This is a genomic window from Terrabacter sp. FW104-15G4B (assembly GCF_058790095.1).
This window is the reverse complement of record NZ_JBYTCI010000012.1, coordinates 68,483-91,317: the sequence shown is the minus strand read 5'-3', so window position 1 is coordinate 91,317 and position 22,835 is coordinate 68,483. Positions and strand designations below refer to the sequence as shown.

At 71.5% G+C, this 22,835-nt stretch carries 18 protein-coding genes; 11 read left to right on the top strand and 7 right to left on the bottom strand.

The annotated features are described in order from the left end of the window. Nucleotides 1–249 precede the first annotated feature (249 nt). The 3 genes from AC3WRT_RS11575 (at nucleotide 250) to AC3WRT_RS11565 (ending at nucleotide 2,394) form a co-directional block, all read left to right on the top strand. Nucleotides 250–1,173 carry a mechanosensitive ion channel family protein gene (locus tag AC3WRT_RS11575; protein WP_492722017.1) on the top strand — a complete coding sequence of 308 codons (924 nt, stop codon included), beginning with the start codon at nucleotides 250–252 and terminating at the stop codon, nucleotides 1,171–1,173. Nucleotides 1,174–1,245: 72 nt separating this feature from the next. Beyond that, nucleotides 1,246–1,632, top strand: a complete 387-nt coding sequence (locus tag AC3WRT_RS11570; RefSeq protein ID WP_492722016.1) for a globin — start codon at nucleotides 1,246–1,248, stop codon at nucleotides 1,630–1,632. 156 nt (nucleotides 1,633–1,788) lie between these two features. Beyond that, entirely contained in the window at nucleotides 1,789–2,394 is a 606-nt protein-coding gene (locus tag AC3WRT_RS11565; protein ID WP_492722014.1) for a hypothetical protein, read from the top strand. Nucleotides 2,395–2,417: 23 nt separating this feature from the next. Here AC3WRT_RS11565 and AC3WRT_RS11560 read toward each other — a convergent pair whose 3' ends face one another. Both AC3WRT_RS11560 and AC3WRT_RS11555 read right to left on the bottom strand, forming a co-directional pair. Then, nucleotides 2,418–2,849, bottom strand: a complete 432-nt coding sequence (locus AC3WRT_RS11560) for an NUDIX hydrolase (RefSeq protein ID WP_492722012.1) — start codon at nucleotides 2,847–2,849, stop codon at nucleotides 2,418–2,420. Beyond that, nucleotides 2,846–4,057, bottom strand: a complete 1,212-nt coding sequence (locus tag AC3WRT_RS11555; protein ID WP_492722010.1) for an FAD-dependent oxidoreductase — start codon at nucleotides 4,055–4,057, stop codon at nucleotides 2,846–2,848. Before AC3WRT_RS11555 ends, AC3WRT_RS11560 begins: the two co-directional genes overlap by 4 nt. A 55-nt stretch (nucleotides 4,058–4,112) precedes the next feature. On the opposite strand from AC3WRT_RS11555, the gene AC3WRT_RS11550 reads away from it, so the two are divergent. The 6 genes from AC3WRT_RS11550 (at nucleotide 4,113) to AC3WRT_RS11525 (ending at nucleotide 11,607) form a co-directional block, all read left to right on the top strand. Continuing rightward, the gene (locus AC3WRT_RS11550; RefSeq protein WP_492722008.1) at nucleotides 4,113–4,607 is read left to right on the top strand and encodes a MarR family winged helix-turn-helix transcriptional regulator; all 495 of its coding nucleotides are present in this window, start codon (nucleotides 4,113–4,115) and stop codon (nucleotides 4,605–4,607) included. Nucleotides 4,608–5,432: 825 nt separating this feature from the next. Next, the gene (locus tag AC3WRT_RS11545) at nucleotides 5,433–7,181 is read left to right on the top strand and encodes a glycoside hydrolase family 13 protein (protein ID WP_492722074.1); all 1,749 of its coding nucleotides are present in this window, start codon (nucleotides 5,433–5,435) and stop codon (nucleotides 7,179–7,181) included. Between the two features lie 127 nt (nucleotides 7,182–7,308). Further along, the gene (locus tag AC3WRT_RS11540) at nucleotides 7,309–7,656 is read left to right on the top strand and encodes a hypothetical protein (protein WP_492722006.1); all 348 of its coding nucleotides are present in this window, start codon (nucleotides 7,309–7,311) and stop codon (nucleotides 7,654–7,656) included. Continuing rightward, entirely contained in the window at nucleotides 7,653–10,424 is a 2,772-nt protein-coding gene (locus AC3WRT_RS11535) for a hypothetical protein (protein ID WP_492722004.1), read from the top strand. The genes AC3WRT_RS11540 and AC3WRT_RS11535 overlap by 4 nt, the downstream gene beginning before the upstream one ends. After that, nucleotides 10,405–10,791 (top strand): hypothetical protein, encoded by a 387-nt coding sequence (locus AC3WRT_RS11530; RefSeq protein ID WP_492722002.1) that lies wholly within the window; start codon nucleotides 10,405–10,407, stop codon nucleotides 10,789–10,791. Before AC3WRT_RS11535 ends, AC3WRT_RS11530 begins: the two co-directional genes overlap by 20 nt. Before the next feature lie 24 nt (nucleotides 10,792–10,815). Next, nucleotides 10,816–11,607, top strand: coding sequence for a glycerophosphodiester phosphodiesterase family protein (locus AC3WRT_RS11525; protein WP_492722000.1), 792 nt, complete (start codon nucleotides 10,816–10,818; stop codon nucleotides 11,605–11,607). Between the two features lie 66 nt (nucleotides 11,608–11,673). On the opposite strand, the gene AC3WRT_RS11520 is transcribed toward AC3WRT_RS11525, so the two are convergent. Both AC3WRT_RS11520 and AC3WRT_RS11515 read right to left on the bottom strand, forming a co-directional pair. Beyond that, nucleotides 11,674–12,312 (bottom strand): DUF8185 domain-containing protein, encoded by a 639-nt coding sequence (locus tag AC3WRT_RS11520; RefSeq protein ID WP_492721998.1) that lies wholly within the window; start codon nucleotides 12,310–12,312, stop codon nucleotides 11,674–11,676. Continuing rightward, nucleotides 12,309–12,824: an acyl-CoA thioesterase gene (locus AC3WRT_RS11515; protein WP_492721996.1), complete on the bottom strand. Its 516-nt coding sequence runs from the start codon at nucleotides 12,822–12,824 to the stop codon at nucleotides 12,309–12,311. Before AC3WRT_RS11515 ends, AC3WRT_RS11520 begins: the two co-directional genes overlap by 4 nt. Before the next feature lie 123 nt (nucleotides 12,825–12,947). Here AC3WRT_RS11515 and AC3WRT_RS11510 point away from each other — a divergent pair, with 123 nt between their 5' ends. Together AC3WRT_RS11510 and AC3WRT_RS11505 are read left to right on the top strand one after the other, a co-directional pair. Further along, a complete protein-coding gene (locus AC3WRT_RS11510; RefSeq protein WP_492721995.1) occupies nucleotides 12,948–15,101 on the top strand; it encodes a RecQ family ATP-dependent DNA helicase in 2,154 nt (717 codons plus the stop codon). A gap of 53 nt (nucleotides 15,102–15,154) precedes the next feature. Further along, nucleotides 15,155–16,123, top strand: coding sequence for an acyl-CoA thioesterase (locus tag AC3WRT_RS11505; RefSeq protein WP_492721993.1), 969 nt, complete (start codon nucleotides 15,155–15,157; stop codon nucleotides 16,121–16,123). A gap of 60 nt (nucleotides 16,124–16,183) precedes the next feature. On the opposite strand, the gene treZ is transcribed toward AC3WRT_RS11505, so the two are convergent. Genes treZ through glgX form a run of 3 tightly spaced genes read right to left on the bottom strand, consistent with a single transcriptional unit; the run spans nucleotide 16,184 to nucleotide 22,597 of the window. Then, complete coding sequence (gene treZ / locus AC3WRT_RS11500) at nucleotides 16,184–18,004, bottom strand: malto-oligosyltrehalose trehalohydrolase (protein WP_492721991.1); 1,821 nt, start codon at nucleotides 18,002–18,004, stop codon at nucleotides 16,184–16,186. Continuing rightward, entirely contained in the window at nucleotides 17,994–20,429 is a 2,436-nt protein-coding gene (treY, locus tag AC3WRT_RS11495) for a malto-oligosyltrehalose synthase (protein WP_492721989.1), read from the bottom strand. Before treY ends, treZ begins: the two co-directional genes overlap by 11 nt. Continuing rightward, the gene (gene glgX / locus AC3WRT_RS11490; protein ID WP_492721987.1) at nucleotides 20,426–22,597 is read right to left on the bottom strand and encodes a glycogen debranching protein GlgX; all 2,172 of its coding nucleotides are present in this window, start codon (nucleotides 22,595–22,597) and stop codon (nucleotides 20,426–20,428) included. The genes treY and glgX overlap by 4 nt, the downstream gene beginning before the upstream one ends. Between the last annotated feature and the right edge of the window lie 238 nt (nucleotides 22,598–22,835).

Below are 22,835 nucleotides of genomic sequence, written 5' to 3'. Positions count from 1 at the left end.
CCCCCCCCCCCCCCCCCCCACTCCGCCCTCGTCCGGCTCCAGGCCCACCGGCGCCCACGAGCGGCACTACGGCACGCGCACGACGGCACGAGCACGACCTTCGACCAAGACCTGACTGAGACCCCTGTGATCCACGCCTTCACGACCCTGACCTCGCTCGCCCTCACCACCCCGGTACCGACCGGCACCTTCGCGCCGACTCCGCCACCGAGCCCCACCCCGAGTCCATCTCCGTCGCAGGAGCTGCCCGTGAACCTCTCCGTGCCCGACCTGTCCGGCCTGACCTGGGCTGGGGTGGGCGAATGGCTGGTTGGCACGCCGCTGCTCATCCTCACGGTGGTGGTGGTCGGCCTCGTGTCCCGCTTCGTCCTGCACCGGGTCATCGACCGCGTGGTCATCACGGCGACGTCCCGGCGGGCCGAGCGCATCGCGAGCATCCCCGGCGCCGGCCGCGCACTGCAGGGCCTGGGGGTCGCCAACGTGCGCCACGTCCAGCGCACCCAGACGATGGGCGCCCTGCTCAAGAGCATCTCGACGTTCGTCGTCCTCGGCATCACCGCCCTGACTGTGCTCTCGCTCGTCGGCATCCCGCTCGGCCCGATGCTCGCCTCGGCCAGCGTCGGAGGCGTTGCCCTGGCGTTCGGCGCCCAGAGCCTGGTCAAGGACTTCCTCTCCGGCGTCTTCATGATCGTCGAGGACCAGTACGGCGTCGGCGACGTCATCGACACCGGCGAGGTGGTCGGCACGGTCGAGAACGTCTCGCTGCGCGTGACCCAGCTGCGCGACGCGAACGGCATGACCTGGTACGTCCGCAACGGCGAGATCGTCCGCGTCGGCAACAAGACACAGGGATGGTCCACGGCGCTCGTCGACATCCCCATCGCCTACGACCAGGACGTCGAGAAGGCCGTCACCGTCATCCGGGACGTGGTGGGCGTCATGGACGACGACGACGCGTACAAGGACATCCTGCTCGAGGAGCCCAACGTCGTCGGGGTGGAGTCGATCGCGAACGGTGCCATCACCATCCGGATCATCGCCAAGACCGTCGCCAACGAGCAGTTCGGCGTGCAACGTGAGATGCGTGAGCGGATCAAGGCGGCGTTGGACCGTGCCGGCGTCCGCAGCCCGATGCCGGTGATGCCGCCCTACGGCGGAGCCGCTCCGCACTGACGGCCGCTGAGTCGCTGACGGCCGGACGCGGCCCGAGCCTGTACGCCCCGACCGCTCTGGGAGACTGTGACAGTGACCTACTACGACGACTTCGGCGGCCACGAGACCTTCGCCAAGCTGGTGCGTGAGTTCTACCGCGGCGTCGCCGAGGACGAACCGCTGCGCGCCCTCTACCCCGAGCAGGATCTCGCTCCCGCGCAGGAGCGGCTGCGGATGTTCTTCGAGCAGTACTGGGGCGGGCCCACCACCTACTCGGAGCAGCGAGGGCACCCGCGGCTGCGGATGCGTCACATGCCGTTCTCCGTGACGCCCGACATGCGCGACCGCTGGCTGCTGCACATGATGAACGCCGTCGACACCCTCGAGCTCTCGCCGGAGAACGACGAGCGCCTCCGCGACTACCTGACCCGAGCGGCGTACTCCCTCGTCAACGCGCCGGGGCCGGAAGGTATCTTCTGAGCGGGCCGGCCGGAGGTCGCCTGGACTCAGAGCACGTCGACTCACAGCAACTCACAGCGCATTCACGGGTGGCGCCCGCCCCCGCGGGTGTTCCCTTGGGGCAGTGATCCACGGTCGGACGCGCGGTCGGACGACCCACGACAGAGGGGAATCGGCATGGTGGCGATCAGCAAGAAGGCAGTGGGCGTGGCAGCGGTGGGCGCTGCAGCGGCCGTCATCGGGCTCGGCGTCTCGCAGGGCGCCCGGGCCGACGACGCGAGTACGACGACCCCGACCCCGACGGCGACCTCCACCCAGGGAGACCCGAACCAAGGCACGACGGACAGCACGCCCGGCAAGGGCTGGGGGCCCGGTGGCCGACACGGCGGCATGGGGAGGGGCATGGGCAGGGGCGCCGACCTCGCTGCGCTGGCCACCAAGCTGGGCGTCGACCGGACCAAGCTGCGGGACGCGCTCACGGCCGTGCGTGACGAGCTGAGGGCCGGCCGGACGCCCGGCCAGGGGTCGGCGACGAAGCCGGACCCCGCGACCCGCCAGGACGAGCTCGCCACGAAGCTGGCGAGCAAGCTGGGCATCGATGCGGCCAAGGTCAAGGCGGCTTTCGCCGACCTGCGCGCCGCCCACGATGCCGACGAGCAGAAGGCCTTCGACGACCGGCTCGCCCAAGCGGTCAAGGACGGCACGCTGACGCAGTCGGAGGCGGACGCCGTGAAGAAGGCTGCGAAGGCCGGCGTCATCGACATGCACCACGGGCCGCGCTGACCGCGCCCTCCGGCGAAGGGGCGTCACCCGAAGCTGGGTGGCGCCCCCCGGCGTGTCTCCAGGAGCTCCCGCAGCGCGGGCACGACATGGTTGCGCAGCAGGGGCGCCAGATCGGGCGGCAGCTCGCCGACAAGTGGCAGCCACCGCTGCTCGGCGATCTCGGCGAGCGGGGCCGGGGTGTCGTCTGCTCGCAGGTCGGCGACGTAGACGGTGGCGTCGACCCAGGCGTCCGGCTCGTTGGCTGCGACGTCGTGGAAGCGGCCCAGCGGCTCACCTACGACCGACACGTCGATGCCGACCTCCTCCATGACTTCGCGCACGGCTGCCTCGCGCGCGTTCTCGCCGGGGTCGATCTTGCCGCCGGGCAGCATGAAGCGGGTCGAGCCGGCCTTGCGGACGGTCAGCAGCTGTCCGTCGCGGAGGAGGCAGAACGCTGCCGTGACAAAGGTCGTCATGCTCCCGACGGTAGCGCCGGCTGTGCCTCAGGCTCCCAGCGGACCCGGTGCCCGGTGATCCACGCGCTGGAGCGCTCGGTGACGACCAAGCGGAAGACCAGGCGCATCATCGCGTCGCGGACGGCGCGCCCAGCGCGCCCGGGGATCTTGGAGCTGCTGCTGCGCGCTCCGGCGGCGACGATGCGCTCGACGCGGTCGCGCCGGGCGTGGTCGTATGCCGTCAGGGCCTCCTCGACCGTGTCCGCGTCGCGCAGGCACGTGGCGAGGACCACCGCGTCCTCGAGGGCGAGGGAAGCACCCTGACCCGAGCTCGGCGACGGTGCGTGGGCCGCGTCGCCGACCAGGACCATGCAGTCACGGTGCCAGTGGGCGACCCGCGGCAGGTCGTGGGTGTTGTCGGCCCAGAGCTCCAGGCGCCCGGTGCGGACCAGCTCGGCGGCGGGTCCCGTGTCGGTGGCGAGCAGTCCCACGAGCCAGTCCCGCCACTGGTCCGGGGTGCGGGCCGCCCGTTCGGCCGCGCTGACGGCCGGCCCGGGGACGTTGACGAACCAGACCACGTCGCCCTCCGGCGTCGGGTGGGCCCCGAAGAAGGCGCGGGACCCGAAGACGAAGTGCCACTGGCGCGCCGGCAGCGTCGCGGCGAGCGGCGTCCCCTTGGTGATGCCGCCGAAGTTCGTCAGCCCCACGTAGCGGGCCGGCGAGGCGTCGGGGTCGATGACCTCCCGGACCGTCGAGCGGACCCCGTCCGCGCCGACGAGCAGGTCGGCGCCCAGCGTCGTGCCGTCCTCGAGCGTCAGGCTCACGCCGTCCGGCCGGCCCGCGACGTCGACGACCCGGCTGTCGTGGCGAACGTCGATCCCCCGCCGTTCTGCCTCGCTGACGAGTGCCGCGGCGAGGCGTGAGCGCTTCATGGTCACCGCGACCGTGCCGTCGTCAAGTGGGACGCCGAGACCCATCGACCCGAGCACGCGCCCGGTGGCGCCGACCATGACGTTGCGGTCGCTGGGGAAGCCGATGCGGGTCGCCAGGTGGCGTGCGCCGAGCACGTCGAGGGCGTTCAACCCGTTCGGGGCGAGTGTGAACCAGGACCCGGCCTCGCCGTCGGAGCGCGGCCACGCCTCGAGGACGGTGGTCTCGACCCCGACCTGGTGCAGGGCGAGTGCCACGCTTGGACCGGCGATGCCGCCTCCCACGACGAGAGCCTTCATCTTGGTAGCCTTCCCTACGAGATTCGAATGTTTCGAGATTCGAAAGGTAAGTCCGGTGACGCCTTCCCGTCAAGCCTCCCCCCGCACTCGAGCGCAGCTCACCCAGGCGCTCGGCGAGGCGATGCAGCAGTACCAGCGCTCGGTTCAGGCCTTCGACGACACGGTCGGCCGTCGGCTGGGACTGGGGCCGGCCGACCTGCGCTGCCTCGACTGGCTCGTCGACGGAGCGAAGTCCGCCGGCCAGCTGAGCACCGCCACGGGTCTGCGCCCGGCCGCGACCACGGCTCTCATCGACCGACTGGCGAAGCGCGGACTGGTCCGCCGGACACGCTCGGAGGCCGACCGGCGCACCGTGCTCGTGGAGATGACCGAGCTCGGCCAGGCACGCACGTGGGAGGCCTACGGTCCGCTCGTCCGGGCCGGCCAGCCCATGCTGGAGGAGCTGGACACCGAGCAGCTCGAGTTCATGACCGACTACCTGCACCGGCTCACGGCACTCACCGACGAGCACCGCGAGCTGCTCGCGCAACAGCCGCGCCACGAGGCCTGACACGCCCTCGGGCACGCGGCATACGCGCGCTGTCTCGGGGTCCGGAGCCCGAGTCCACGAGGGCCAGGGAGCTGTCGGCGGCCCTGCCTCGACCCGACGGCGCACCTGGGCCGGGCCCTCGGGCCCATGCGACACGTCCCACCAGCTCTCGATCCACCAGGTGCCTCCGGCCTGCTCCCACGCGGCCGGGTGCGGACGCTGCGGAGTGCGCGGCGGGAGCATGAAGTCGTTGGGTCCGGCGCTGTAGTGCTCGCCCGCATACGTGAAGGTCGCGGGGTCGTCGAGCAGACCGGCGAAGACGGCGAGGCACTCGTCGAGCTTGCTGGCACGAACGGCACGGCCCTCGTCGGGCTCGAACGCGGTCCACCCTCGGTGCCGGGCGCCGAGGCCGAACGACAGGAAGGCCCGGCCTTCACTGATGCGGTCGACGGACCCGACGACGCGGGAGGCGAGGTCCCACGGGCGGTGCCGGGAGGCCGGCGCCAGCAGTTGTGCCGAGGGGATGCGCTCGGTGACCATGGCGTCCGCCCCGAGCTGCACCACGCCTCGACCCCGTAGAGCGCCTCCCAGCCGACCACGGCGTCCCATCCCCGCTCCTCCCCGATCCGCGCGAGCTCGGCGAACTCGCGCTCGGTGGCGTACGGGACGACGAAGCCGGTCTTCATGGACCGTTCCTACCGACGAGCGGGGACAGCGTGGGCGCCGAGGACACGATGCAAGAAGTTGCAGCAACTTTCTTTGAGTTTTCGACCGAATGCGGAACGATGGTGGCTCGTGACGCGATCAGCAACCCAGACCCTGAACCACCCGGCGCACGACCTCGAGGTGCGCGAGAACGCCACCCCCGTCCACGCCGCGGACCACGCCGACGCCGCCTGGTGGCGGCACGCGGTCATCTACCAGATCTACCCCCGCTCGTGGGCCGACAGCGACGGCGACGGCATCGGCGACCTGCCCGGCATCACCGCGCGCCTCGGCCATCTGCGCAGCCTCGGTGTCGACGCCATCTGGCTCTCGCCCTTCTACACCTCGCCGCAGGCCGACGCCGGCTACGACGTCGCCGACTACCGTGACATCGACCCCATCTTCGGCTCGCTCGAGGACGCCGACGCCATGATCGCCCGCGCCCGCGAGCTCGGCCTCAAAATCATCGTCGACCTGGTGCCCAACCACTCCTCCGACGAGCACGCCTGGTTCCAGGCCGCCCTGGCCGCGGGCCCGGGCAGCGCCGAGCGCGAGCGCTACATGTTCCGCGAGGGTCGTGGCGAGCACGGCGAGCTGCCCCCCAACAACTGGGAGTCGGTGTTCGGCGGCGCCGCCTGGACGCGCGTCACCGAGGCGGACGGCAAGGCCGGACAGTGGTACCTGCACCTCTTCGACCCCAAGCAGCCCGACTTCAACTGGGAGCACCCTGAGGTCCGTGGCGAGTTCGAGTCGATCCTGCGCTTCTGGCTCGACCGGGGCGTCGACGGGTTCCGCGTGGACGTGGCGCACGGGCTGATCAAGGAGCAGGGCCTGCCCGACACCCAGGAGGAGCGCACGACGATGCTCGGGCACGCCGAGCACGAGGCGGAGGGTCACCACCAGGCGGCCGTCGAGGAGGCGCCGCGCCTCGACCACACGAAGCGCAGCCCGATGTGGGACCAGGACGGCGTGCACGAGGTCTACCGCTCGTGGCGCAAGATCCTCGAGTCGTACGGCACCCCCGACCGCATCCTCTGCGCCGAGGCGTGGGTCGAGCCACAGGAGCGGGCCGTCAAGTACGTCCGGTCCGACGAGATGCACCAGGCCTTCAACTTCGACTTCCTCACCACGTCGTGGATCGCCGAGGACCTGCGTGCCGTGATCACCTCGTCGCTGCACGCTGCGGACTCCGTCGGCGCACCGTCGACGTGGGTCCTCTCGAACCACGACGTCGTCCGGCACGCCTCGCGCCTCGGCTACGCGCCGGGCACACCGCGGATGAACGGCATCTCGGCCACCGACCCCCAGCCCGACCGCGCCCTCGGCCTGCGCCGCGCCCGCGCCGCCACGACCCTCATGCTCGCCCTCCCCGGCGGCGCCTACATCTACCAGGGCGAGGAGCTCGGCCTGCCCGACTCGACCGACATGCCGGCCGAGTTCCGTCAGGACCCCACCTTCGCCCGCACGGACGGCGCCGAGACGGGCCGCGACGGCTGCCGCGTCCCGATCCCCTGGTCGGCCGACGGCCCGTCCCTGGGCTTCGGTCCCGGCGCCAGCACGTGGCTGCCCCAGCCCGACGTCTACGCGGAGTATGCCGTCGACCGCCAGGAAGGCGTGGCGGGCTCGACTCTGGAGCTCTACCGCTCGCTCCTCTCCGCACGCCGTGAGCTCTCGCTCGGTACCGGCTCGCTGACGTGGGTCGAGGGGTACGGCGCAGAGGTCGTGGCCCTGGCCAACGGCTCGTCGCACCGTGACCGCGTCCTCGTCGTCGCGAACCTCGGCGCGGAGCCCGTGGAGCTCCCGGAGGGCGCGGAGGTCATCGTCGCCTCAGGGCCCCTCGAGGACGGCCTCGTCCCGACGGACACGACGGTGTGGGCCCGCTGGTCCTGAGCACCTGAGGGGCGGCGCGGCCGCTCCACCCACGTGAGGCCCCTGTCCCTCGGACGGGGGCCTCGCGGCATACCGTGCCTGTGGATGACGGCCCGGCCGGTGGGCGCACATTTCCTACGGTCGGTGCATGACGCGTTACGCCATCGACACCGACGGGGTCTCCGGCGAGCGGCTCGCGCTGGCTGGCGATCCCGTCGAGCTGCGTGAGTGCGCGTCGCTGGTTGCCGGCGCGACGGCCGGGGCGATGACCTCCGCGGGGACCGAGGGTGACGGTCTCCGGGCCGCCCTGGAGCGCTTCCGCGTCGTGCACGCGCACGCCCTCGACGCTGTCGCCGATGCGGCCGCCGCCCTCGGGGACCGCCTCGACCAGTCCACGGCGCAGGCGCGGTCGGTGGAGCTCTTCATCACAGCCGGCTTCGCCCACGTGGCGGCGAGCGCGCCTGCCGTGCTTGCGGGTTCGCCAGATCATAGATGAGCCGCGTCCACGAGCTTGGCCATCCCGCGGAGGTCGTCCCAGGCGAGGTCGCTCTCCCCCTGGCAGCCGGGGACCCCGCCGGCCTCCGCGCGGCCGCGTGTGCCCTCGACCGGGCGGCCTCACGCGCGCTGTCGACGACCACGGTGCGCGGGACGCTCGGGGCCAGGCTCGGCGCCGTCTGGACCGGTGACGCGGCGGCGGCCGCGCGGACGGAGGCGGACGAGCTCGGGCGCCGGTCACGAAGGGTCGTCGAAGGCCTGTCCGGCACGTCGCGGTCACTGCAGACGTATGCCGCCGCGCTCACCCACACGATCGCCCGCGTGCGCTCGCTGCAGCGCCAGTGGGACGCACTCGAGGCCGAGCACGCCCTGACGGCGCTGCGCGTCGCGAGCCTTCCGGACCCCACTGGGGCGGTCGGCGTCCTGGGCCTGGAGCGTTCCCGCGCCGAGCTGGCGGCGGGTCGCGCGCGGCTGGGCCGGTCGTATGCCGCCGTCCTCGACGATCTGCGCGCCACCGCGAGGCGTTGTGCGGGCGGCATCGCCGCGATCACGGACGTGACCCTCCCGTCGACCACCACGCCGAGTGCCGAGCGCGTGCGCTCCGCGGTGACCGGTGGTCTGTGGTTCGCGGACGGCGTCGTTATGGCGCGGGAGTCCCGTGCCGCCGCGCTCGCCGACAGCGCGCTGGTGCGCCGGATGCTTGCCGGGGGCGCTGGTGCGGCGGAGCCGGTGGGCGCCGAGCTGGCGGGGCAGGTCGCGAAGAAGATTGGGGCCAGGGGCGGTGACCCGGTCTACGCCCAGACCCTGCTCTCGGAGCTCCGTGCCGACGGGCTGCTCCAGCTCCTCATGAGTGCGGGCGTCACCAGGGGTGAGTCGGGCGCGCACGTCGACACCGTGCGTGGACTCCTCGGTGCGCTGGGCTCCCTCATGCTCACCGCGACGAGCCACACCCCGCCACCCGGGACGGACCCGCGAACACGAGCACAGCTGGCGTCCGGCGCGGCACTGGTCGCCGACGACCTCGTCGCGGCTGTCGACCGGGTCCACGTCGACGCGTCCAGCGGGGGCCGAGCGAGCGGTGCGTGGCTGCTCGGGCAGCTGCTGTCGGGGGCTCGCGCCATCGGCGACGGCCGTCGACTGCCGGCTCGACTGGCGCGCCGGGCGGCCGTGGCGGCAGCCACCGCCGAGATCTCCGAGACGCGCGACTCCGACACGCGGCTGCGGCACGGGACCACCCTGCGTGCCGACGCGCAGGAACCGTTCGCGTCCTGGTTCGACGACGCGTCCCACACCGGTGATCCCGTCCACGTCCTGCTGGCTCAGGTCGGCGACGATCCCGCGGAGCACGGGGCGCTGCTGGCGGAGCCGTTGCCCGGCTCGGCCGTGGCAGGAGGGGCGCTGTCAAACCTGCGCGGCGACCGGATGACCCTCGGCGAGCAGCTCGTCCGGCGGTGGATCACCTATGACGCCAGCGGGATCGAGAGCCATCGGGAGCTGCGCTTGGCAACGGACGCAGACCTCGCCTGGCTGCTGCCGAGCATCTCCGCGAGCACGGCCGCGGGTGCCGCCGAGACCCGCGCACGGGTCATGCTCGAGGTCTCGCGCACGAGTGCGCACGCCATGCTGGAGCCGGCGACGACGCAGATCTACACGAGCGCGACGGCGCCGGTGGAGCACCTCGTCGCCGACTGGTTCTCGGCGATGCGCGAGAACATCGACCTCGCGCTCACGGCGCCCGTCTCGACCTCCGCCCGACCTGCGGGGTATGCGGCCGCGACCTCGCGCGGCATGGAGCCGTGGCTCGACAGCCGCGAGCTGACGCGTGTCGTGGGGGCGCTGGCCGTCGACACCGGAATGGGGCTGCACGCCAAAGGGACCGGCGCGGCATACGACCGCCTCGTCGACCGTGAGCTGCAGGCAGCCAGGGACTCGGTCGAGGCCGGTGATGACGCGCAGCCCCACCTGGTGCGACTCGGGTTCATCGACCGGGCGGCGTCTGCAGCCCTTGTCGATCTCGCCCGGCGCCAGGACGACCTGAACCGCTCGACGTGGCAGGGCCTTGCCGAGGCGAGGCACGTCGTCGGCGACATCCGCCATGGCGGGGTCACCGGCCTGGTGACCGCGGTGCACACCTACGCCGACGGCGGCACGCTCCGCTCTGCCGGCGACGACCTCGTGATCTCTCTGATCCGCTCCAACGTCGAGCTCGCCCAGACGGAGCTCGACGACGCCCGCCACGTCGGGCTCGTCACACGCATCGAGGCGCTCACCGGCGGTTGCGCCGATGTCACGACGCAACTGGCGGTTGGTGCTGGTCGTGCGCCCCTGCTGCCCAAGGCCGCAGACCTGCGCGCGGCGCGCGCCGTCGAGATCCGAGCTGCCGCCGACGCGGCCTTCAAGGACGGCGGCCCAGACCTCGCCTCGTCCGTGATGGAACAAGTCAAGGACCGCCTCGGCCCCACCGACCGGGCCCACGTCGCGAATCAGCGAATCGACGTGGCAAGCATCCTGACCCGGCTTCCGAAGGGACGGCAAAAGTACGTGCGTCTCGTTGAATCCGAAGATGAGTTGCGGACACTACTCAGACAACTCACGGCGAATGCCAGACGTGTAGAGGTGCCAAACAGCTACGACGGCAGCATGTGGCAGCACGATGACGGACTCCGCATCGGTGAGCGCACCTCGACGCGGTTCGGACTATCGATCGACGTATGGTTCCCCGACGGCGACTACAAGAAGGTGCACATCGATGCAGTGGCGCAACCCTGACCTCAGACTGGACCGGGACACCATCTACGGGCTGCTCGTGACCCGCGGCCTCGATGACTGGCTGCAGCCCGCCGACTTCTTCGACGTCGCCCGCTACGCCGGTCCGCAGTCGGAGGCGCAGTACCGCTTGGTAGCCATCGGGCTGGCCCGACGGCTACTCCAGGACGGGCACGCACGAGTCGGTGATCTTGTCGGTGGTGAGCACTGTCCGTGGCCCGGATCGCTCGAGGAACACGCCAGCCGAATCCTGTCCATGTGGTCGGATCTCGACGTCGATCCGCTCTTCGTCTTCATCTGGTTCGACCTGACGAGTGTCGGTCGACAGTGGGCGGAGCACGTACTGGAAAGCCTGCCCGACATCGACTGACCATCGACGACTAGCCTCGGCGCCATGGTGACGGCGCGCCCCTACCTCGACCGGACTCCCGTGGCGCTGGCTCACCGGGGCGGGGCGCTCTATGAGCCCAACGTCGGGCTCGAGAACACCATGACGGCCTTCGCCAACGCGGTGGACCTCGGCTACACCCATCTCGAGACCGACGTCCACGTCACCCGCGACGGGATGCTCGTCGCCTTCCACGACACCAGGCTCGACCGGGTCAGCAACGCGCGGGGACGGATTCGCGACCTGCCCTGGTCGGAGGTGTCGCACGCTGAGGTCGGTGACGGCGGGCACGTGCCGCTGCTCACCGACGTGCTCGACGCGTGGCCCGACCTCAATGTCAACATCGACCTCAAGGCCCTCGGCACGGCAGAGCCGCTCTGGCGCATCATCGAGGAACGGGGATTGCATGACCAGGTCTGCGTCGGCTCGTTCTCCCAGCGCAGCATCTCCCACTTCCGCCGACTGTCGCGCGGGTCGGTCGCCACCGCAGCGGCGTATATGGGCACCGCCGTGGCCCGCTTCGGGCCGCGTTTCGTGACAGCCCTCCTGCGCAGCCCCGCCGACGTCTTCCAGGTGCCGCCCTCGATCCCGGTGCGCGGTCGGCGCATGACCATCGTCAGCCGTGGGCTCGTCGAGACCGCGCACCGCCACGGCAAGCAGGTGCACGTCTGGACCGTCGACGACCCCGACGCCATGAGGCATTTCCTCGACCTCGGTGTCGACGGCCTGGTCAGCGACCGCATCGACGTCCTCAAGGACGTGCTCGTCGAGCGCGGGGCCTGGACAGGACGACTCTGACGCACCCGAGCGAATCGTGCGCCAGCGCGCGAGGAGCGCCGCCGCCAGACGGCATACGCCATCGGGTCAGCGGACGAGGACGTGTCCGCGTGAGGTCGTCAGACGGGTCCAACGGCCGTGCGCCGAGATCGACGCGGGCTCGCCGGGTGTGGTGAAGCCGAGGACGTGCGCGCCGAACGCCAGCCCCGTGGTGATGGGTGGCACGGTGTCGCTCATCGCGCCCCACGTACGCCGACGGAGCGACTCGACCGCATGGCCACCGGCGTTCTCGGGCGTGCCTTCGGCGACCTGCGAGATGCCTTGTCGCGCAAGTGAGTCGATGACCGCGCCATCGATCTGGCCGACCGGCTCCCATCCGTCACGGGGCGGGGTGAGCCCGCTCCAGGGTGCCCGTACGGTGGTCGGGGGGATGCTCAGCACCGCGCCTCCGCCTTCGCGCGCGAGACGGTCGGTGACCGACGCGAAGGCGACCGTGGTGTCGACGGCGTCGGACGCAGCGACGCGGACGACGCGCATGCCGAGGACCGTGCCGTCACCCATCAGGCCGGTCCCCTCGATGACGGCGACAGTGGTGACCAGCAGGTTGCCCAGCACCTGCAGGCGCACCGCCCCGCCGGGGTTGGCGCGGCTGGCCCGCGCCAAGTACGTGCCGAGATCGGCGAGGCTGCGCGGGTCGCCGAAGTCGATGAGCGGCGTGCCGCTCACCGCCGCCGCCTCCGGAACGGGGCGGGGCCGCCGACGTGGGCGAGCACCGACGCGCGCTCCTCGGGCCGGATACGCCGTGGCGACTTGCTCGCGAAGTCGTAGAGGGCGAGCTCGGTTTCCGCGACGGCGTAGACCGGGCGTTCGCCGTCCCCCACGCCGTCGGGGTCGGTCACGATGTAGGCGACGTCGAAGCCGGCGCCTCCGACGCGGGAGACCCACAGCTGGATCTCGACGGGGGCGTGCCGGAAGCCGAGGGGCCGGCGGTACTCGATCTCGTGCCGGGAGACGAGCACGCCCTCGTCGAGCAGGGACTTGTCACCCGCTCCCCCACCGTCGAACCAGTCGCGGAAGGCAATGACGCGAGCGTCCTCGAGCAGTCGCAGGAACTGCACGTTGTTGATGTGCGCGTACGCGTCCATGTCGGACCAGCGCAGGGCGACGTGCGCGGCATACGGCCGTGACAGCGGTTCGGCCTCGCGCGGGCTGCCGGTCGCGTCGCTCGTCTGCGTCATACGCCCCATCCTTCCAGCCCCGCCGGGTCGCACCTGTCCACAGCCCCCTCTCTCGCGGCCGTCCCGTCCACAGCCTGGGTATGCCGGTCGGCCCGGTCGGTGGGTCGACGTAGGTTGGGTGCCATGACGTCACCCACCACCTCGGCACTCTCCGCACCGGCCGTCGCCGAGGTCGACCCCGCCCTGCGCGAGCGGGCCACGACGGCCCTGCGGCGCCTCGTCGGCCGCGACGACGTCGACTTCCGCGACGGTCAGCTCGAGGCGATCAACGAGCTCGTGGCCGGCCGACGTCGGGTCCTCGTCGTGCAGCGCACCGGGTGGGGCAAGTCCGCGGTCTACTTCGTCGCCACCGCCCTTCGCCGCGCCGAGGGCGCCGGGCCCACCGTGATCGTCAGCCCCCTCCTCGCGCTCATGCGCGACCAGATCGCCGCTGCCGGGCGCGCCGGAATCAGGGCCGTCACGCTCAACTCGACCAACGCCGACGAGTGGGGAGCGGTGTCGGGCGCGCTCGGGCGCGGCGAGGTCGACGTGCTGCTGGTGAGCCCCGAGCGGCTCAACAACCCCCGCTTTCGCGACGAGCAGCTGCCTGCGCTCGCCGAGACGTGCGGGCTGCTCGTGGTCGACGAGGCGCACTGCATCAGCGACTGGGGCCACGACTTCCGCCCCGACTACCGGCGCATCCGAGACCTGCTCACGACCCTGCCGGAGCGAACGCCGGTGCTGGCGACGACGGCTACCGCCAACGCCCGGGTTGTCACGGACGTGGTCGAGCAGCTCGGCGCGGGCGGGCGCGACGTTCTGACCCTGCGAGGCGCCCTGGCGCGGGCATCCCTGCGCCTCGGGGTGCTGCCCCTCGCGGCCCCCGAGCAGCGGCTGGCCTGGCTCATCGCACACCTCGCGGAGCTGCCGGGCTCCGGCATCGTCTACGCCCTGACAGTCGCCGCTGCGGAGGACGTCGCCGCCGCCCTGCGTGAGGCCGGTCACCAGGTCGCCGCCTACACCGGCCGCACGGAACCCAGCGAGCGCATCCGGCTCGAGGAGGCCCTACGCGACAACCAGGTCAAGGCTCTGGTCGCGACCTCGGCCCTCGGCATGGGCTTCGACAAACCGGACCTCGGCTTCGTCCTGCACCTCGGCGCCCCGTCGTCACCGGTCGCGTACTACCAGCAGGTCGGTCGCGCCGGCCGTGCCACCGAGCGGGCCGACGTCCTGCTCATGCCCGGACCGGAGGACAAGGACATCTGGCGCTACTTCGCCTCGGCCTCGATGCCCAAGCAGGACCAGGCCGACGCCGTCGTGCGGGCCCTGTCCGATTCGCCCAAGGCACTGTCGACCGTCGCGCTCGAGTCGATCGTCGACGTGAGGCGCACCCGCCTCGAGCTGCTCCTCAAGGTGCTCGACGTCGACGGAGCCGTGCACCGCGTCCCCGGCGGCTGGACCGCGACCGGTGAGCCGTGGACCTACGATGCCGAGCGCTACGGGCGCGTCACGCAGGCCCGCGAGCGTGAGCAGCAGCTCATGGTCGACTACGAGCGCACCGACCGATGCCGCATGGCGTTCCTGCAGGAGACGCTCGACGACGACTCAGCCGAGCCGTGCGGGCGGTGCGACCGCTGCGCCGGTCCCTGGTTCGAGACGACCATTCCGGAAGCTGCCGTCAACACCGCCCGGTCGCGCCTCGAGCGTCCCGGGGTGGTGCTCGAGTCACGCGCGCAGTGGCCCTCGGGCATGGACCGCCTCGGCGTTCCGCTCAAGGGGAGGATCTCGCCCACCCTCTCGATGGAGGAGGGTCGCGCCGTCGCCCGACTCAGCGATCTGGGTTGGGGTCAACGGCTGCGGATGCTGCTCCGCGGCGAGGACCAGGAGGTGCCCGCCGAGGTGGTGCGCGCTTGCGTGGACGTCCTCAAGGGCTGGGGGTGGCAGCAGCGTCCCGCCGCCATCGTCTCCGTGCCCTCGCGTCGTCGGCCGATGCTGGTCGGCTCCCTCGCGGCGGGGCTCGGACAGCTCGGGCGGCTGCCGTACCTCGGCGCGCTCGACCTCGTCGAGGGCGGTCCCATCGGTGAGCCCGGCGGCAACAGCGCCTTCCGGCTCGCCAACGTCTGGGAACGGCTGGCGGTCGGTCCCGAGCTAGCCTCGGCACTGGGCGGCATACCGGGTCCGGTGCTGCTGCTCGACGACGTCGCCGACTCCCGGTGGACCCTCACCGTCTGCGCGGGGCTGCTGCGCGAGGCGGGCGCTCCCTCGGTCCTGCCCATGGCGCTCGCGTTGGAGGCGTGACCCTCCCGCGGGCGTCGCCGCGGCCACCGCCCGGTGCCCAGTAGGGTCGTCCTGTGAGTGCTGACGCCACGGCCGAGCCGCGCCCGCTGCCCCCGCTCGAGGACCTCATCGAGGTCCTGAGCCTGCGAGACGTCGGCACCGCGCACATCGCGGTCACCGACGTGCAAGGACGCGACGCCGCCGAGTCGATCGGGGCCGCCTCCGCCCGCGTCTTCGAGGGCCGCAGCCAGAAGATGCCGCACGGTCGGGTCTTCGGGGGCCAGGTGCTGGCCCAGTGCGTCATGGCGGCCGGCATCACCGTGCGCGATGTCAACGACGCCGCGGCCCCCCGACCGATCCACTCCCTGCACGGGTACTTCATGCGGCCCGGCGACGACACGCTGCCGATCCGCTTCGCCGTCGAGGAGATGCGGGACGGCAACTCCTTCTCCACCCGCCGCGTGCACGCGGTCCAGAAGGGCGCGCCGATCATGTCGATGGTGTGCTCGTTCCAGCAGCGCGCAGCGGGTCTGGACCACCAGGACTCGATGCCCAGCGTCCCCGGGCCCGACGGGCTGGCATCGCTGGCCGACGCCTTCCGCGGCGTCGACCACCCCGGCGCGCGACACATCGCGGACTCACGGCCGATCGAGCTGCGCCCGGTGGAGAGCAACATGTTCCTCGAGGCCGGCCCAGAGCAGGTCGCGGCCAACCACGTCTGGATGCGCGCCGTCGACCGGCTCCCGGACGACCCGCTGCTGCACGCAGCGGTGCTCGCCTACTCGAGCGACTACTCGCTCCTCGAGCCGGTGCTGCGCCGCCACGGCCTCGTCTGGACCGACCGCCGCCTGCGCGTCGCCAGCCTCGACCACTCGATGTGGTTCCACCGGGACGTCCGGGCCGACGACTGGTTGCTCTACGCACAGCGCTCCCCCTCCGCGGTGAGCGGCCGCGGCCTGTCGATCGGCGAGATCTTCAGCCAGGACGGCACGCTGGTCGCCACGACCGCCCAGGAGGGCATGGTCCGCGTCAAGGAGGCGTGAGCTCGCTGACGGGATGCGCAAGACCCCCGTGGCCTGCGCCGCTGCACCCCCGCGACCGGGTCAGACGGTGCGGAGAACCGCGACGTCGTGGCCGTCGAGGCGCACTCCCTGCGCGTCCACGATCGGCGACCTGCCCCACGAGGCCAGCACCTGCTCGACCTCACCCTGGAACGGCACGACCTGCGAGCGACCGGCGAAGTTCACGACGACGTGGATCGAGCCTCGGGACATGACGAGCCACCCCGCGTCCTCGTCGTAGGTGACCGACGTGGCTCTCAGGTCACCGGAAGCGATGTCCGGCTCGGCCCGTCGCACCCGGATGAGCTCCCGGTAGAAGTGGAGCATCTCGTTGTGCCCCGGCGCGTACGGCTCGCGCCAGTCCAGCACGCTGTGCGCCCGGGTCGCGGGATCCTGTGGGTCGGGGACGTCCGCCTCGTTCCAGCCGTGTGCCGCGAACTCGGCGCGACGGCCGGAGCGCACGGCGTCGGCGAGCCACTCCTCCTCGAACGAGGTGAAGAACGCGAAGGGGGTGCTGGCCCGCCACTCCTCGCCCATGAAGACCATGGCGGTGAAGGGAGAAAGGAGGTAGAGGGCGGCGCCCACAGCCTGCAGCCCGGGTGAGATCTGGTCGCCGATGCGGTCACCCGTGGCGCGGTTGCCCACCTGGTCGTGCGTCTGGAGATAGGCGAGGAACTGGTGACCCGAGCGGGCCTCGGCGTCGACGCGCGCCCCCCACACGGAGCCGCGGAACGTCGACACACGCCCGTCGTGGAGGAACGCGTCGGTGAGGGTCTTGGCGAGCACCGAGATGGGTCCGCCCTCCGGCCACGCCTCCGTGCCTCCCGCGAAGTCGGCGTAGTAGCCCTGGGTCTCGCCCGTCAGCGCCACGTGCAGCGAGTGGTGGATGTCGTCGTCCCACTGCGCCGTCATGCCGCACCCACCCTCAGCGGTCGGCGTCACCATGACGGCGTCGTTGAGGTCGCTCTCTGCGATGAGGTCGAGCGGACGCCCGAGTTCCATTGCGAGAGAGGCGGTCTCGCCGGACAGCTGGGCAAGGATGTGGGGCTTGGACTCGTCACGCAGCTCGTGCACGGCGTCGAGCCGCAGCGCGTCGACGTGGAAGTCGCGGAACCACCGCAGCGCGTTGTCGATGACCCAGCGCCGCACCTCGTGGCTCCCCTCGGCGTCGAGGTTGACCGCCGGCCCCCAGGGCGTCGTGTGCGTGTCGGTGAAGTAGGGTCCGAACTCGGCGAGGTAGTTGCCGGTCGGACCGAGGTGGTTGTAGACGACGTCCAGGCAGACCGCGAGACCGTGGGCGTGGCACGCGTCGACGAAGCGCTGGAAGGCTGCCGGACCGCCGTAGCTGTGCTGGACGGCATACGGCGCCACTCCGTCGTACCCCCAGCCGTGCGTGCCGCCGAAAGCCGCGACCGGCATGACCTCCACGACGTCGACGCCCAGGTCGACGAGGTGGCTCAGGTGCCCCGCCGCGGCATCGAGGGTCCCCTCGGGGGTGAACGTGCCGACATGGAGCTCGTAGACCACCCCGCCGAGCACCCCGTGACCGCCGCGCGTGCCGGACCAGCCGTCGTCACCCCAGTCGTATGCCGTGGCGTCGAACGTCCGGCTCGCCGCGTGCACGCCGTGCGGGAGCCAGGCGCTGCGCGGGTCGGGGCGCGGGTCGCCGCCGTCGATGCTGAACGCGTAGTCGAGCGGCACCTCGTCGGGACGCGGCCACGACCACCAGCCGCCCTCCGCGGCCGTCATGGCGTGCCGCTCGGTCGCCGACGTCGGCTCCGACCCCGACCCGACGATCGGTGTCACGAGGACGTCGACGCGCGAGGCGTCCGGGGCCCAGACGGTCAGGTTCTCAGGCGTCATGGTCGGCCCCTGTTCTCACGAGCAGCGCAACGGGCAGGCCGGCGTCGCCGAGCAGATCGGCGAGGGCCACCTCTCCACCGTCCAGCGTGCGGCCCGAGAGCAGCTCGGACCACCGGCCCGCGGGCAGGTCGAGGGTCGCGTCTCGCCAGCCGCCGGCATCCTGCAGCCGACCGGCCAGACGGGTGACCACTGTGACGACGTCGAGGCCGTCGGGGGTGCCGCGCCCGAACGCGAGCGCGTGCTCGCTCGAGGTCGGGACCGGCAGGTAGGTGGCCGCTGCCCCCGTGAAGCACTCCGGCCGTTCCCGGCGAGTGCGCAGGGCCGCGGCCGTCACGAGCAGCTTCTCGTCGTGGAGGTCGGCCGGTGCCGCGCCACTGTCGAGGCGCGCGAGCCGGTCGCGACGCTCGTCGTAGTCGACCAGCCGGCGGTTGTCCGGGTCGACGAGCGACAGGTCGACCAGGTCGGTGCCCTGGTAGACGTCGGGCACGCCCGGCATCGTCAGCTGCACCAGCTTCTGGCCGAGCACGTTGGCGCGGGCCTCGTGCCGCGTGGTCTCGACCCACTGCTGCACGTGCTCGGTGATCTCCGGCCTCGTCACCAGGCCCGACACGAGGCGCTCGACAGCCGACTCGTAGGCCTCGTTCGGATCCGTCCAGCGCGTGTACAGCTTGGACTCGCGGATCGCCTTGAGCGCATAGGCCTGCAGGCGCTCCTCGGTGATCGGCCAGGTGCCGACCACGGTCTGCCACAGGAAGTACTCCGTGAGCGCGTCCAGCTCGTCGGCGCGCACCGGCGCCGCCAGCTCGCGGGCCTTCCGCACCCAGGCGGCCCACGCGTCCGGACGTTCGGCAAGCACGTGGAGCCGGGCTCGCACGTCCTCGGCGCGCTTGGTGTCGTGGGTGGAGAGCGTCGTCATCGTCTGCGGCCACTCGGCCAGCAGCGTCTGCGCGAACTCGTGGAACTCGGCGGCGGGCAGGCCGACCTGCGCCGGGTCTCCGCCGACCTCGTTGAGCCCGACGAGGCGCACGTAGCGGTAGTACGCGGTGTCCTCGATCGCCTTGGCCATGGCGGGGCCGCACGTCTGCTGGAACCGCACGACGAACTCGTCGCGGGCCGCCTCGTCCTGCACCTCGGCGCTCCCCAGCGCGAGGTCGACCACGGCGTCGACGGTGGCGGGGTCCAGGAGCCCGGATGCGGTCTGGCCGCCCGCCGCGGCCGCTGCAGCCAGCTCGGCCGCGTCGCCGGCGCCGGCCGGCGTGCCCGGGCGACGGTAGACGCGGTAGCGGTGCATCCCGACGAGCATCGCCTCGACGACGGCGCGCGCGGCCTTCTCGTCGAGGTCGGGGCGGGCCCGCACCACGAGCCGCATGAGCCGGCTGACCTCAGTGGCGAGCATGACCTCGACGACCCACCGCTTCGACTCCGCGACGATGGCCCCGAGGTCCTGTCGCTCCCCGAGCAGCTCGGTCGACAGGTCCTCCAACGGCTGCGCGCCGGCGGGGTCGACGAAGAGCCCCCCGATGCGCAGCAGGGCGTCGTAGCCGGTCGTGCCGGCGGTCCGCCACGTCTGCGGCAGGCGCTCGCTGCCCTCGAGGATCTTCTCGACGACGACCCAGGAGTCACCTGTCGCGTCGGCGAGGCGCTCGAGGTAGCCCTCGGGGTCCGCGAGGCCGTCCGGGTGGTCGATGCGCAGGCCGTCGATGGTGCCGGTCCGGATGCCCTCGAGGAGCAGCCGGTGGGTGGCGTCGAAGACCTCCGGCTCCTCGACGCGCACCGCGATGAGCGACGTGACGTCGAAGAAGCGCCGGTAGTTCAGCTCCGAGTCACCGACCGTCCACGACGCGAGGCGGTAGTGCTGCGCGTCGAGGAGCTCCCCCAGCGGCATTCCGGGGTCGGTGCCGGGAGCGAGCGGGAAGATGTGGTCGTAGTACTGCACGACCGGCTCCCCCTCGTGCTCGCCGACGGCGATCTCGCCGGCTGCGAGCACGTCCTCGAGCGCGGACCCGAGCACGGGCAGCAGGAGGCGCCCGTCCTGGGCGTCCCAGTCGACGTCGAACCACGTGGCGTATGCCGACTGCCGGCCCTCGCGCAGCACCGACCAGAGCGGACGGTTGAGCGACAGGGGCGTCGGCGTGGTCATGTGGTTGGGCACGACGTCGACGACGACACCGAGGCCGGCGGCCTTCGCCGCCTCCACCAGTCTGGCGAGCCCGGCGTCGCCGCCCAGCCCCTCGGCGACCTTCGAGTGGTCGATGACGTCGTAGCCGTGCTTCGATCCTGACGCCGCCTGCAGGACCGGCGACAGGTAGAGGTGCGTGACGCCCAGGGCCGCCAGGTGGTCGACCTGCGCCACCGCGTCGTCCAGTGTGAAGTCGGGCTCGAGCTGGAAGCGGTGGGTCGAGAGGGGTGCGCTGGCATACCTCACGCGGTGGCCTCCTCGGTGACGCCGGGAACGATGGGCGAGACGACCTCGCGCGGGCACCGGAGCACGACGATGCTGCGCGACTGGACCTGGATCTGCCACGTCGGGTCGAGCTTGGTGACCTCCACCTCGTGCAGGGCCGTGTCGATGACCGGGATCCACTGCGCGCCGTACTCCTCCTCGGGAAGGGTGAAGGTCAGCGCCTCGTGGTGGGCGTTGAACATCACGAGGAACGAGTCGTCGAAGATCTTCTGCCCGCGCGGGTCGGGCTCGGGGATGGCCGAGCCGTTGAGGAAGATCATGAGCGACTTGGCCAGGCCGTTGCTCCAGGACTCGTCGTCCATGTGCTGGGCATCTGGCGTGAACCAGGCGATGTCACCGAGCTCGCTCTCCCCGCCGTGGTCGGCGTTGCCGGCGAAGAAGCGACGGCGCCGGAAGACCGGGTGCTCCCGCCGCAGGCTGACGAGCGACTGCGTGAAGGTCAGCAGCTTCTGGTCGTCCTCGTCGAGGATCCACTGGATCCACGAGATGTCGTTGTCCTGGCAGTACCCGTTGTTGTTGCCGCCCTGGGTGCGACCGAGCTCGTCGCCGTGCAGCAGCATCGGCACGCCCTGCGAGAAGAGCAGCGTCGTGAGGAAGTTTCGCTGCTGGCGAAGCCGCAGGTCCCGGATCTCCGGGTCGGTCGTCGGCCCCTCGACGCCGCAGTTCCACGAGCGGTTGTGGCTCTCACCGTCGTTGTTGTCCTCGCCGTTGGCCTCGTTGTGCTTGTCGTTGTAGGAGACGAGGTCGCGCAGCGTGAAGCCGTCGTGGGCGGTGACGAAGTTGATCGAGGCGATCGGCTTGCGCCCGGACTGTTCGTAGAGGTCGCTGGACCCGGTGAAGCGCGACGCGAACTCGGCGAGCGCACCGCCCTCGCCGCGCCAGAAGTCGCGCACGGTGTCGCGGTACTTGCCGTTCCACTCGGTCCACAGGGGCGGGAAGCCACCGACCTGGTAGCCGCCCTCGCCGACGTCCCAGGGCTCGGCGATGAGCTTGACCTGGCTCACGACCGGGTCCTGCTGGATGAGGTCGAAGAAGGCCGACAGCTTGTCGACCTCGTGGAACTGGCGGGCCAGGGTTGCGGCGAGGTCGAAGCGGAAGCCGTCGACGTGCATCTCGGTGACCCAGTAGCGCAGCGAGTCCATGATCAGCTGCAGCACGTGCGGGCTGCGCATCAGCAGGCTGTTGCCGGTGCCGGTCGTGTCGTAGTAGTGCGACAGGTCGTCGCTGACCAGGCGGTAGTAGCTGTTGTTGTCGAGACCGCGGAACGCCAGCGTCGGGCCCATGTGGTTGCCCTCGGCCGTGTGGTTGTAGACGACGTCGAGGACGACCTCGATGTCGGCCTCGTGCAGTGCCTTGACCATGGCCTTGAACTCGAGGACCTGCTGACCGCGCTGGCCACCCGCGGCATACTCGTTGTGCGGCGCCAGGAAGCCGATCGTGTTGTAGCCCCAGTAGTTCGACAGGCCACGGTCGACGAGCGGCGCGTCCTGCACGAACTGGTGCACGGGCATGAGCTCGATGGCGGTGATGCCGAGCTCGCGCAGGTGGTTGATCATCGCCGGGTGGGCGATGCCGGCGTACGTGCCGCGGACCTCCTCGGGGATCTCCGGGTGCAGCATCGTCAGGCCCTTGACGTGGGCCTCGTAGATCACGGTCTCGTGGTACTCGTGCCGCGGCGGGCGGTCGTCGCCCCAGTCGAAGAAGGGGTTGATGACGACGGAGTGCATCGTGTGACGAACGCTGTCGTCGGTGTTGATCTCGGTCGTCGTCGCCGCGTCCGGGTCACCGAACGTGTACGAGTAGAGCGACTGGTCGTTCTCGGCCTGGCCCTCGATGGCCTTCGCGTAGGGGTCGAGCAGCAGCTTGCTCGGATTGCAGCGGTGCCCGTTGGCGGGGTCGTACGGACCGTGGACCCGGAAGCCGTAGCGCTGACCGGGCTGGACGTAGGGCACGTAGCCGTGCCACACGAAGCCGTCCACCTCCGGCAGCTCGAGGCAGGTCTCGTTGAGGTCGTCGTCGACCAGGCACAGCTCGACGCGTTCGGCGACCTCCGAGAAGACGGCGACGTTGACTCCCGAACCGTCGTACGTCGCTCCGAGGGGGTAGGGCTTTCCCGGCCAGATCTCCATGGGTCTTCTTCCGTCGTTCGGTCGCGGCTCGGCGCCGCGGCGCCACGGAGTGGCGACGAGCGGACACCGGTGGCCGCACAGCGCATTCTTCCCTGCCCCGACCGGTCGAGCGCAAGGCGGTCGAATGCCGGCCGGCGCGCCAAGTGGCGACGCGCCGACCCACGTGGCGGGGAAGGGTCCGCCCCTAGGTGGGGGCGTCCCTGCCTCCAGTACCCCATGTGAGGAACCCGGGAACGGG